Genomic DNA, 13,234 nt, shown 5'->3' with positions numbered 1-13,234 from the left:
CCCGTCACCTGTTCCGGAACTTTGCGACGATATTTCGTTAAGAAATTCCCCCGAAGACAACAATCCTGAAAAGCTGTCGGACGACAGCCCTTCACCTGGTGAATTCCCCTCGCCTTCGATAGACGATTCGTTATTTGCTGCAGAAATGTCGTCGCTTGACGATTCTGAACAACCCCACATCCCGACGGCAAAGTATACCGCCAAAACACCCGAAAAATAGCTGCGCATAGGCACCTCTTCGAGTAAAAAATCCAACCCAAATTCAAAATACACTCTTGTGCGAATAAATCAAAGTAAAATCTTTTAAACAAGGAGTGTTCTGTTTCTATGCTGGATTTGCCGTGGTGTTGTAATGGCGAACAACGCAAACTGCTTTGTAGATATGCCCTTTTATGCGACCCCTATATATATTTATGATAAAAAAAGAGGAATGTGGATATGGATTATAAAAAGTTGACTTTTGCGACCGTGCTTGCCATGGGTGCTTCCATGATTTACGCACAGACTGCAGAAATTGCAACCTGGTCGGGTTTCCGCAAGGCAGCGGTTTCCTTCACTTTTGACGATGGCCCGCAAAGCGATGTCGATATCGCTATGCCCATGTTCGACAAGTACGGCTATAAGGCGACTTTCAATATCGTCACCAATTGGGCCAACGGTGGTAACAGTGGAATGCTTAACTGGGATGGAGTGAAAAAATTAGCCTCCTCTGGTCACGAAATTGCAAGCCATAGCGACAGCCACCCCCAAAACGGCGCTATGCCATCTAGCGAGATAGCTTCGTCCAAGGGAACGCTCAACCAAAAGGTTCAGCAGAAATACGGTGTCATCACTCTCGCTTACCCGAACTGCAATACTCCCGGTGATCAGCAGGTCCTGCAGAACTATGTTCTTGGCCGAATCTGCAACGCAAGCTGGAGCGGCGGCTCCGACATTATGAGCAAGGACGGCCCGAATAACTGGGCTGCGGTTGCCGCTATGATGACGGGTAGCAATGGTACTAGCGATTTTAAGGGCAATATGGATAAGGCTCTTAATCAAGGCGGTTGGGTCGCATTCCTCACGCATGGTTTTACAACGGGATCGAACGGCTTTGCTAGCTACTCTCCGACCGAAGCGAGCGGAATGGATGGTGCTCTCCAGTATGCACAGCAGAAAGATAAGGACATTTGGGTTGCCCCGATGGGCTATGTCGCCATGTACATCAAGGAACGCAAGGCCTCGAAAATTGAACCGCAGGACGGCGGCTCTGCAAACTCCATGGCTTTCGAACTCAAGCATAGCATTGCAGACAACATTTCCAAGTACGATTACCCGCTTTCCATCAAGGTGAAAACCGACTGGAGCAAGGTCGAGGTGACGCAGGATGGCGCAAAGCTTGAATCCAAGGTGGATGGCGGCTATGTTTACTTTGACGCGGTGCCCAATGCAGGCAAGATTGTCGTGACTAATGCAAATGCAGCTCCGGAACCGGAGTCTTCTTCCAGCAGCGAAGTAACGGACAACTCTTCCAGCTCTGATGTCGGTTGCGACGCACTTATCCCAGGATGCGGCTATGAAGGTCCCGGCATGGAAATTGCGCCCTCGATCCAGAACAACTTCCATCTGGCGGTCTATAGGTCTTCTGACAACTACATCGTCGTGAGCGGTGCCCAGGGCCAAAACATCACCGTGTTCAACAGCCTTGGCCATCAGGTGCGTGCTACCCGTGGTCTCGGTGTCGAACAGAAGGTCTATACCGGTGCCAAGGGCATCTATATTGTCAAGGTCGGCGGCAAAACCATGAAAGTCAGGCTGTAATCCGTTTCGATAAAACCTCTCTCTAAAAAGGAAATCCCCTGCGGGACTTCCTTTTTTTGCAACTATTGCCTTCGTGCGGTACTATTGCAGATGCGCGGGCATTTCATTTTCTACATTTGGCGCTAATATGCTTTTTTCTGAACTTCCCCTGGCAAACCCCTTGCAGCGAGCCGTGCGCGCTGTCGGCTACGAACAACCCACTCCGATTCAGGAACGCTCCATTCCGAGCCTTCTCGAAGGTAAGGACCTGTTGGGAATCGCCCAGACGGGCACGGGGAAGACGGCTGCTTTTGCGCTCCCGATTTTGCAGCTCCTGCTTGATTCGGGAAAGTTCCGTGCTCCAAAGACTTGCCGTGCGCTGATTCTGCTTCCGACGCGCGAGCTTGCAATCCAGGTGGAGGAATGCTTCAAGCAGTATGCCCAGTTTACGGCGATTTCGACCGCCTGCATTTTCGGCGGTGTGAGCGATGTTTCGCAAAAACGCAATTTAATTCGCGGTGTAGACGTTTTGGTCGCGACACCGGGTCGCCTGCTCGATCTCATCAACCAGAAGTCTGTGTCCTTGAAGGCTCTCGAATTCTTCGTGCTAGATGAAGCTGACCGCATGCTCGATATGGGCTTCATTCACGACATTCGCAAGGTGGTGGCGCTGCTGCCGCAGAACAGGCAGAACCTGTTCTTCAGCGCGACCATGCCCGAAGACATCACGAAGCTTGCCGCAACCATTCTGCGCCCGAATCCGGTGCGGGTCGAGGTGGCTCCGCAGAGCACGCCGATTGAACGCATCCATCAGGAACTTTACCGCATCGACAAGCGCCGCAAGGGGGCTCTTCTTAAGGAACTGTTGCTTGCGCACCCCGAAATGAAGAAGGTGCTTGTGTTCAGCCGCACCAAGCACGGCGCCGACAAGATAACCCGCGTGCTTGAAAAGGCGGGCATCAAGTGTGCCGCCATTCATGGCAACAAGAGCCAAAATCGCAGACAGGAGGCCCTGGGCAACTTCAAGTGCGAACAGATCCGCGTGCTCGTTGCAACGGATATCGCTGCCCGCGGAATCGACGTGGACGACGTGTCGCACGTGTTCAACTACGACTTGCCCGATGTCCCGGAAACCTTCGTGCACCGCATCGGACGCACGGCCCGCGCAGGCAAGGACGGCATCGCCATCTCCTTCTGCGCCCCTGATGAAGAACAGGACCTGCGCGCCATCGAAAAGCTCACGCGCATCAGCATTCCCGAAGGCGACAAGTCAATTTTCGAAAAGCTCCCGCCGCCGCAGAAGGAAACTCCCGAAAGCGAGATGCGCAATGCCCGTGGCCGCGGGTTCCCGCGCCGGGGCAATCCGCATGAAAATCGTCACAATGATCGCCGCGAAAACCGCGGCGGCGTAAAGTCTGAAAAGCAGGGCTCTGCACTGCAGCAGTCCGCGCCTAAGGCGCAGAACAAGCAGAAACACGAAAAACGCCCCGTTGCAAAGAGCGAAGGCGTTCCGCAGATGAACCCGCAGAATCAGGAAGGTCGCCGGACTATCGGCAAGAACCGCCCCGGTTCTCGCGCACGCAAGCGCATGCGCGAAGCGGCTGCCAAGGCAGCCGCTGCAAAGCAAAACATTTAATATTTAGCGGAAATTCGGGTTAATCCGCCTGGTAGATGAACCAGCTCCAAGTAATTTTCGCCTTTTCGCCTTCGCTTGTAACAGACTTCTCCGAGTTTTCTGCAACCCATCCGAGATTTTTGACGGATACGCAAAGGGACTGGTCCAGAAGGTCCTCGTCGTCGTAATAGTCGTCGTGTTCGTTCTTGTCGCGGAGAATGGGGCAGATTTCAATGGCGTCGATGCCGCGGGGCAGCTGGACTGCGACCTTCTTCTTGCCCTTCCATTCCTTGACATCGAGCGTGTCTAGCGCAATGGCGGAGTACGGGTCGTATTCGGACGGCTCTAGGTTGATGTAGGACTTGACTAGGAATCGGATTTCGGGATCACCAATGTCCTCGTCTTCGCTGATAGACTTGACTGTCTGCTTGTAGCTGGTAAGCGTAATGCCCAGCATCTTGTTCATAAGCAGGTAGTTGATTTTGGGGTCGTTGTTCTTGCCGATGAACCTACCCTTGTTGTCGTAGTTGTCTTCGTCCTTGACCATCTTGATGATGGTCTTTACGTCAAGAACGGTGTCCGTGTCGCTGCCCTTTCCGAATAAATTCAAGAAATTATCGCAGCGCTTTTTGCTGTCCTTGACGAATAGTTTTGTTTCCTGGTAGCAGGTATAGTTGTCGATATTTGCACGCTCCTCCGCAAGGGAATCAAGCATGGCGTCTATCTTGAACGAAACGGTAGGCTGCTTCTCGTTTTCCACATCCATGGGGTTGTCGCCACAAGCGGTCAAATGTAAAGAGGCCAGGGCGAAAAGCGTTACGATAGCTGATTTCAACATAAATTTCTGGTACATGATGAACCTCCCTACCTAATGCTAAAGTCCAGGAACACGCGCCAAGTCGGATGGCTGTCGTGGCCGATGTGGTTGTAACGGTGGTTGGTGTTCTGTGAGGTCGCGCCGATCATAAACATCTGGAATTCAATTGAAACGAGTCTGTTTTCAATGCCGAGAGCAATCCAGCTATTGGTTTCCCAGTCGTCCATATAGAAGAATCTCTTGGTCTGGTGGCTTTCATAAACCGGGAAGGGATTCTTTCCTTCGGCGTCGATCAGTTCCAGTTCCTTTTTAAGGTTCTTGTCCTTGGTATGTAAATAGAGCCTGTTCTCCGTGTCAACCATTTCGTAAATAGGCTTGGTGAGTCCGAGGGTGATGCCTGTAAACAGGTAGGTTGTGGTTCCCTTGACATGGTAACCGAACTTGCCCGTGAGCGGCATGTCGAGCGCGAAGTTGTGGTATTTGCGGTCGATGTTGTGGGTGAGCGTGTATTTTTCGCCGGCGTCCGTCTTTCCATCGGTGGAGCTGTAGTCAAAGTTCCAGCGGGAATACCTGTAAAGGGCGCCCGCTCTCCCCTGGATGCCCAGGTAGTTACCGAAATAGCGCCTGTAGAAGTAGTACATGCCAAGACCCGTTCCCCAGTCAACATCGTAGTGCATGTGGCCGTAGCTCTTGTCGTTGTAGGATGCGGTGACGAGAGAGAGGCCATGGTGAAGTGTCCTGGAACGCTTCTTGGCGGTGCGTTTGACCTTTGCCTGATATTCTTCGTAGGTGATCTTGTTCCGCGGCTTCTTGGGTGCGGCGGAATCGGCTGCTGTCGAATCGGTGTTTAGTGAATCGGGGGCTGCGGCGACCGTGGAATCGGTAGCGATTGAATCCTGGACTGCTGCTGTCGTATCTGAAGTCGTAGCGTTCGATGTCGCTGAATCGGCAGGTACACTTGTCCGGTCCGAAACGGCTGTCTGCGAAGAATCAATGGCGGCACTTGCGGAATCGGCGGGCTGTGCTTGTGCAAACACGGCCACTGCAGCAAGGCTTGCGATGGTCAATAACTTCTGTATCGTCGTCATGGTATTACGAAATACTCCCAAAATAAGGCTTCCCTTTGTAAAAATAAGTAAAAAATCGTCAAAAGGAGAAAAAAATAATTTTTTTGTCTAAAATTCGTTCGTTGTAAAGAAATTTTAATTATTTTGATATTGGGAGAAAGGTATGCGGTACTTTTCTTGTTTCGGGCTATAAAAAGACAGGCTTACGATGAAAGAAAGAAGATCTTGCATGTATATTGGGTTAATGACCTTGCTTGCCCTGGTGTTTGGGGTTCAGTTGGCGTTTGCAGACGTCTGGGATGGTGTTACTAGGACTCCGGCGAAGAAGCAGACCATCAATGACAAGGAATACTACCTGATTGAATCGGCTGCCAACTTGGTGTGGTTCTCCGACACGGTGAATAAGATTGGCGGAAATGTTGGGCTGAATGCCAAGGTGGTTGCCGAATATATCGACTTGGATAATCACCCGTTCACCCCGATTGCGGCGGGTAAGGGTGGTACTCTGTTGACGGGTGTCTTTGATGGAAACGGGGTCACGATAGCGAATGTCTATATAGATAGTTTGTCCTTGGGTGCGATCAATCCTTCTTATGAACAAAATGTTGGCTTCATTGGGTGCTTGGGATCTTCTGGTCACGTCAAGAATGTCGTGTTGGAAAATGTTCATTTGGGCGCCAATGCGGATCGTGGCTTTGTGGGGGGCGCCGGTAAGGATAACCAGATTAGTGTGGGGCCTATAGTCGGTTGGGTCAATGGGGGCACGGTTTCAGGTTGCTATGCTTCAGGTGTCGTTTATTCTAAGGGAAAGGGACAGGGTGTTGGCGGCATTGTCGGAACCTTGACGGGTGGCAAGATTATTGACTGCCTGAGTGTTGTCTCTGTAAATGCTTCCGGCGAAGATGGCTATGTCGGCGGTATTGCAGGTTATTCGAACAAAGGAACGATCTTTACGTCTGTTTACGATGGCAATAGCCTTGTGAATACGCAGAACGACATGATTGGCGGTATTGTTGGTAAGGATAAGAGTCCCTCGCAGGAGGTTACCATTGAGCTCTGCTACTATGATTCCGATGTAGCGGCAGATGGTGTTGCCGATGCGGTCGTTGTGGGGCAAGCTCCCATTGGAGTGAGTGACGCAAATAAGGAAGAATATGTCTGCAAGCTGAATGGGGGCTCTTGGACATCCAATGCATGTAGTGAAGACATGGGTGTATGGTCCAATGAACAGCATATTACAAACCAGGGCGTGTCGAAGGATTCCGATGGCGAAACGGTATTCGTCGTGAAGTTTGAAGCGAATGGCGGCGTGTTTGCCAAAGACGCCAAGATGCACAAGGTTCAGAGATACAAAACGAAGCTGACTGCCGATGAAATTTCCACTCCGACTTATGAAAACAAGGTGTTTCTCGGATGGTCGTTGAAGGCAAATTCGAAAAAGGCTGATGCTGATTTGGGTTATGTCTATGGAACGAAGTCTGTATACGCCGTATGGCGCGACCAGGTTGTCTACACGGTGACATTCGACCACAACACGGGTGAAGATGCCGAGAAGGTCTCGAAACAGGTTGTCGAAGGCGAAACCATTACGACAGACGGAATAGACTTGAGGGACTTGCCGACGGTGTTTACGGTGGACAAGCAGAAATATTATTTCGATGGTTGGTCCACTTCTAAGAATGGTGGCAAGATTGAATCCTTCGGGGTGGCGGCTGGTGATGCGACCTTCTATGCGCGCTGGACTCTTTATCCCCAGTTTACCGTGTCCTTTAACATGAATGGTCACGGCGAGGCTCCTGCCGCAGTGGTTGTTTCGGAAGGCGATGCTGTGGATGCTCCCGCCGCGCCGACTGCCGAAGGCTATGTCTTTGGAGGTTGGTACAAGGAAGCTGCTTGCAAGAATGTTTATAACTTCAAGAGCGAAGTGACGGAAAATGTGACTTTGTTTGCAAAATGGACTCCTGTTGTATATAAGATTCTTTATAACTTGGGTGGCGGAACGAATGATGCGGATAACCCGTCCTCCTACACGATAGAAACGTCGTCTATCGTTTTGAAGGCTCCGGTCAAGGAAGGTTACGAGTTTAAGGGCTGGTTCTATGATGGAGCTTATACGAACAAGGCGGCACAGATTACGCAAGGCTCTACGGGTGACAAGACGCTCTATGCGAAGTGGGCTGTCAAGACCTATAAGGTTGTGTACAATGGAGGCTCCAAGAGCCAGGGCTATGGTTTTGAAACCGAAAAGATTCATGGTGTCGACTTGACCTTGCAGGGGGCGGTCTTTACGGCAGCCGGGTATACTCAAGACGGATGGGCAACCCAAAATGATGGTGCCAAGGTTTATGAGCTGGGAGCGCTCTATTCCACGGATGCTCCTATCGTTCTTTATCCGCACTGGGCTGTTACAGAATATACTGTTACATACCATCTGGATGGAGGCGTCAACCATGTGGATAACCCCGTGTCTTACAATCTGAATACGGCTGCGGTTAACCTGAAGAATCCGACTAAGGTTGGCTACGATTTTGGCGGTTGGTATGCTGCGGAAGACTTTAGCGGAAGCAAGGTCACGAAGCTAGAAGCGAAGTCTCCTTATGGCAACAAGGATTTCTATGCGAAGTGGACTCAGAAAACGGTGACGGTCAAGGTCGAAGCAAAGTCCTGCGAGTACAATGGCAAGAGCTGCGGTGCCAAGGTGACGGTATCGGGTGTTCCGAGTGGATACAAGGCTGTTGCTGTGACGGATTCTATCAAGAATGTGAATGATGGTCCGATTGAAGCTAAAATTGTGGGCTTCGTCATTACGGACAATGCGACGGGTGATACGGTGACAACAAGCTTCAATGTCGTCTACCAGGAAAGCGGTTCGGTGACGGTTACTCCTAAGAATGTAAGCTTTGAAGGTAAGGATGTCACAAAGACCTATACGGGAAGTGAAATCCATGTTGAAAGCAAGGCTGCTCCTACGGGTCTGCTGTCTGGACATACCCATAATGTGGGTTACGAAATTACTGCGACGGACGCTGGTTCTTATCCGGCTGTGATGACCGCTCCTGCCGATGTGAAAATTCTGGACGCCGACGGCCATGACGTGACGGCAAACTACAATGTGACTTCGATAATGCCACCGTCTACGGGTCTTACGATTAACCCGAAGAATGGCTCGTTCACCATTAAATTGGCTGACGAAAATGTGCCGGTCGGCGGATCGATTCAGGGAACTCCGACGAGTACGGCGGCTAGTGGCACGACGACTTTCAGGTACCAGGTTGACGGAGATGGCGACGTGTGGAAAGAAAGCTTGAGCGAATTGACTATGCCGACGACGCCGGGCACATACACGATCAATATCAAGGCTTCTAACCCGAACTATACCGGAGAGCCAACGACGACTGCAAAAATAACGATTACGGCATTGCCAATCATCACGGTGATAGCCGCAAGTGAATCCAAGGTATACGATGGCTCTGTGTTGGTTAATGCGAATTACACCTGTCCAGAATGTGCGACATCGTTGAGTTCGGGAGATGTGCTGTCTGTAACGATGAATGACGTCTCCGTTACGAATGTAGGTTCTGTTGCCAATACGGTGAAGACAGTCAAGGTTACCAATAGCGGTACTGATGTTACGGCCAACTATGCAATCAACAAGGTCGCGGGTACACTTACAGTGACCAAGGCTCCGCTGACCATTACGACTGCAAGTGACTCAAAGGTTTATGATGGAACACCGCTTACGGCTGGCGTAACGGCGGTCTTTGTCAATGGAGAAACGGCGACCGTAACGGCGACGGGAAGCCAGACCTTGTTTGGTTCTTCTAAGAATACGTATACCATTACTTGGGGTGGTTCTGCAGCGCAGGGTAACTACCAAATTGTTGAAAATCTTGGTACATTGACAGTGACCAAGGCGGCGGCGACCATTACCGTTACAGATGCTTCTAAACTGTACGGCGATGCCGATCCGGAGTTTAGCGGAAGTGTGACGGGACTTGTCAACGAGAACGATCTTGGCTCGGTGGCCTATTTCCGCACCAACCTTGCGGACAAGAATGCGGGTTCCTATGCCAATGCGATTTCGGCAAGTTACACCGCTAATCCGAACTACAATGTGAATATTGTGAAGGGTAAGCTCACGATTACCAAGCGCAACGTCTCGCTGACCTCGGCGACTCTTTCCAAGGTATACGATGGAGAGGCTCTTACGGCCCCGACGGTGACTGTGGGCGGCGACGGCTTTGCCCCGAACGAAGGCGCCTACTTTACGGTTACCGGTTCGCAGACCGATGTTGGCTCTAGCAGCAACGACTTCACCTATAAGCTAATTGCCGGAACCGATACGTCCAAGAACTATACGATAGCCGCCCCTGCCTATGGAACGCTCACGGTGACAAAGGCCCCCGTGATGGTAACTGTTGCCGGACGCAGCGGTACCTACGCCTATAACGGCGAAGAACAGGTGGTGTCCGGTTACGACATCTCTGTCGACAACGCCCTTTACTCTGTGGGAGACGTTACCTTCAGCGGCGATACCATAATCCGGAAGACCAAGAGCGGAACCTATGCGATGGGACTTTCTGCAGCGAAGTTTGCAAACAAGAATGGCAATTTCAGCGTGACATTCGACGTGACCGACGGTTCCCTGACCATCACCCCGCCTGTCGTGGTGGTGTCTTATAACGATGCCGGCGATACGCTCCATGTGGTGGTGGGTGATTCCGATTCTGACTCGTTGGTCAGCGAAAAGATCAACGATGCTCTCGCAAGCCATGTGCCGCCTATTCCGCTTCCGACCAAGGCTGAAGACGAAGATTCTACCTACGACTTTGACGGATGGAAGCTGAACCCCGGAACGGGCATGTACGAAGCGAACTTTGATGCGTCTGTCAAGCTGGATACCATCAAGGTGAAGTATCAGGACGATCCTGAACGCTTTACCGAAGTGGTTGTCCACGTGACGGATATCCACAAGGAGATTGTCCAGAAGATCAACGAGACTCTTGAAGGTATGGGAATACCTCTTCCGAGCAAGGAATCCGATGGCGATTCGTCCTATGTACTGGACTGGAAGCAAGATCCGAGTACGGGAATCTACGAACCGGACTTCAAGGGCGTCCTGCTTGTGGAAACGATCGTTGTCAAGTACGGCGATGGCGATGCGGATACGATCCATGTCGATATCCGCTCAAAAGATACGGAGTCCCAGATCAACCAAAAGATAAACGATGCTCTGAAAAACCATTTGCCGCCGATCAAGGTGGAAGGCCCGACTTCTGCCCATACGCTCATCGGCTGGAAGAAAAACGAGAAGACCGACTACTACGAACCGGTGTTCGTGAAGGGCGAGCTGGTGTTCAAGATAAACTTCCATCTGCCCGAAGGTGCCGAACTGACCAAGAAGTTCGATGGCTACCGCTTTGGCGAAGTGACCAAGTTGCCCAAGGCGATCATGAAGTCCGATACATCATGGAAGTTCAAGGGCTGGTACACAAAGACCAAGGGCCGTGGCGAACATGTCAAGGCGATGCTTGAGACGGATTATGGCAACAAGAGCCTTTATCCGCTGTTCCAGAAGACGGTGCGCTACAATGTCAATGGAAAGACGGGCGAAATCGAAGTCATCTACACGGACCGTGCCGATACGGTGATTGCCCGTGCCCTGGAAAGCGTCGTTGTGAAGAATTACACCAAGGGCAAGAAAACCTACGCATTCACGGAATGGAAAGTCGAGAATGGCGTCTATACGGCTGTGTTCACGGAACTGAAGCTTAGCTTCGATGTGGTTGTCGAATCCCGCTCGTTTGACATCGTCGATGCACAGGTAGGTTCACGCTTTGCTGTGATTGACATGGGTGGGCGCGTTGTCCGTAGCGGTATCGTGTCGAACGGCTCGCAGCGTGTGGATGTTTCGAAGTCCGGCAGCTACATGGTTCGCGTGGGCCGCGAAGCGGTGCAGGTGAACATCAAGTAATGTTGATGCCCAACCGGTGCACCTTGTAGTGCATGACTCTCGGCGAAATACTTAAATCGCGCGCGGCAGCAGACATGTTGCCGCCGTTTCTTTTTAAGGCCTCGCTCAGGATTTCTTTTTCGTAGGTGTCCATGAGCGTTGAGAGCGGTGCAATCTTGTTCGGGAGCATGGGCTTGCGGGCCGATTCGTCGGTCTGCAAGGTGGGCGGCAAGTTGTGCGAATGGATGCAGTCGTCGCTGGTGGCGAGGGCTGCGCGCTCGATGCAGTTCTCGAGCTCTTGCACGTTGCCGGGCCAGTGGTAGCTCATGAGCATGTCGATTGCGGGGGTTGAAAGACGCACCACATGTGTGCCGTACTTGAGGTTAACCTGCGAAATGAAATGCTCCGCCAAAAGTAGAATGTCGCTCTTGCGCTGCGCTAGGTCGGGGAGCGTTATCTGCACGATATTCAGACGGTAGAACAAGTCTTCGCGAAAAAGTTTTTGCTGCATTAGGCTTTCGAGGTCGCGACTAGAAGCTGCAATCAGGCGCACGTCGCTATGCAGGTGGATGTTGCCCCCTTGGCGGTAAAAGCTCTGGTCTTGTATGAACCGCAGTAGAATCTCCTGGTTCTTGGGGCTTAGCGCCGAGACGTCGTCCAGGAATAGCGTGCCGCCGTTTGCGATTTCTGCCTTGCCCAAGTGACGGCTGTTTGCGCCGATGAATGCGCCGCGCTCGTAGCCAAAAAGTTCGCTTTCAAAAGTGTTCGCCGGGTTTCCGAATCCTTCGCTCAAGTTTGTGCAACCCATTACGACGAACGGGCTTTCTTTGCGGGCAGAAAGTTCTGCGATGGTGTGGGCGGTGAGTTCCTTGCCCGTGCCGTCGTTGCCGTAGATGAGCACCTGTGCGTCGTTCTTGGCGCACTTCTTAATTTGCTTGTAGACCTCGCGCATTTCGCCGCTGTTGCCGACCATTTTGCCGGGCTTTTCGTCGATGATATCGCGGAGTGCCTTGATTTCGGCTTTCAGCCGTTCTATTTCTTCTGTTTCGGTGTTCATGAAGATTTTACCGCTTGCTTGTCATGCCGGACTTGTTCCGGCATCACCTTTCTTTGTAAAATAATCCTTCATATGTTTTACATTTTTGTAATAATATACATTATTTTTACAATATTGTAATAAAAATTGCGAAAATAACCACTAAAATCAAGTGCCAACCCTCGTTTTTATTCCTAATTTCTTCCGAAAACGGTGATCGCGCAACAAGTGCGCGATGACAATGCATAAAAAATGAGGTTCAAAATGAGCGTAAGCTACCGCAAAAAGACCATCAACGAAATCGCAAAGGCCCCTACCGCGCCCGTCAAGCCGGCCGGACCGGTCAATGTCGATTTCTACGGCGAGGACGTGTTCAACATCGATGCCATGCGCGAATACTTGCCCAAGGATGTCTGCGAAAAGCTGATTGCAACCATTAACGAAGGTGCCGCCCTCGATCCGAGTATCGCAGGCGATGTGGCCCACGCCATGAAGAAGTGGGCCATGGACCGCGGTGCCACGCACTTTACGCACTGGTTCCAGCCGCTCACCGGTTCCACTGCCGAAAAGCACGACTCCTTCCTTGAACCCGATGGTTGCCGCGCCATCATGGCCTTTAGCGGCAAGAACTTAATCGTCGGCGAACCGGACGCATCGTCCTTCCCGAGCGGTGGTTTGCGTTCCACCTTCGAAGCCCGCGGTTATACCGCCTGGGATCCGACTTCTCCGGCATTCCTCAAGCGTCACGGCAACGGGGCTACGCTCTGCATTCCGACGGCGTTCTGCAGCTACACCGGAGAAGCGCTCGACAAGAAGACTCCGCTCCTGCGCAGTTTGCAAGCTCTTTCTAAATCTACCCGCCGCCTCATGACCTGCTTCAAGGCGGGCCCGAAGAAGACGACGGTCACGCTCGGTGCCGAACAGGAATACTTCCTGATTGACAAACGTTTCTACCTGCAACGCCCGG

At 51.7% G+C, this 13,234-nt stretch carries 8 protein-coding genes; 5 read left to right on the top strand and 3 right to left on the bottom strand.

What is annotated here, in order from left to right; genetic code table 11:
• The 3 genes from ACKI61_RS05185 to ACKI61_RS05175 form a co-directional block, all read left to right on the top strand.
• On the top strand, positions 1–220 hold a 220-nt coding region (locus tag ACKI61_RS05185), incomplete at its 5' end, for a hypothetical protein (protein WP_407456710.1).
• A 218-nt stretch (positions 221–438) separates the two neighbouring features.
• Positions 439–1,800: a polysaccharide deacetylase family protein gene (locus ACKI61_RS05180; protein ID WP_407456709.1), complete on the top strand. Its 1,362-nt coding sequence runs from the start codon at positions 439–441 to the stop codon at positions 1,798–1,800.
• Between the two features lie 127 nt (positions 1,801–1,927).
• Positions 1,928–3,415, top strand: a complete 1,488-nt coding sequence (locus tag ACKI61_RS05175) for a DEAD/DEAH box helicase (RefSeq protein ID WP_407456708.1) — start codon at positions 1,928–1,930, stop codon at positions 3,413–3,415.
• Between the two features lie 19 nt (positions 3,416–3,434).
• Here the strand turns inward: ACKI61_RS05175 and ACKI61_RS05170 are convergent, their stop codons facing one another.
• Positions 3,435–4,247, bottom strand: coding sequence for a hypothetical protein (locus ACKI61_RS05170; RefSeq protein WP_407456707.1), 813 nt, complete (start codon positions 4,245–4,247; stop codon positions 3,435–3,437).
• 11 nt (positions 4,248–4,258) lie between these two features.
• Entirely contained in the window at positions 4,259–5,299 is a 1,041-nt protein-coding gene (locus ACKI61_RS05165) for a hypothetical protein (protein ID WP_407456706.1), read from the bottom strand.
• A gap of 223 nt (positions 5,300–5,522) precedes the next feature.
• Here ACKI61_RS05165 and ACKI61_RS05160 point away from each other — a divergent pair, with 223 nt between their 5' ends.
• Positions 5,523–11,252: an InlB B-repeat-containing protein gene (locus ACKI61_RS05160; protein WP_407456705.1), complete on the top strand. Its 5,730-nt coding sequence runs from the start codon at positions 5,523–5,525 to the stop codon at positions 11,250–11,252.
• On the opposite strand, the gene ACKI61_RS05155 is transcribed toward ACKI61_RS05160, so the two are convergent.
• On the bottom strand, positions 11,245–12,288 hold the full coding sequence (locus tag ACKI61_RS05155) for a sigma-54 interaction domain-containing protein (protein WP_407456704.1): 1,044 nt from the start codon (positions 12,286–12,288) through the stop codon (positions 11,245–11,247). The two genes, ACKI61_RS05160 and ACKI61_RS05155, sit on opposite strands and share 8 nt — an antisense overlap.
• Before the next feature lie 243 nt (positions 12,289–12,531).
• Between ACKI61_RS05155 and ACKI61_RS05150 the strand changes: the two genes are divergently transcribed.
• On the top strand, positions 12,532–13,234 hold a 703-nt coding region (locus ACKI61_RS05150), incomplete at its 3' end, for a glutamine synthetase III (RefSeq protein WP_407456703.1).

This window comes from Fibrobacter sp. (assembly GCF_045601785.1).
In the GTDB taxonomy this organism is placed as follows: Bacteria; Fibrobacterota; Fibrobacteria; order Fibrobacterales; family Fibrobacteraceae; genus Fibrobacter.
Note: the sequence above shows the minus strand (reverse complement) of the source record. Positions and strands in the feature narration are given on the sequence as shown.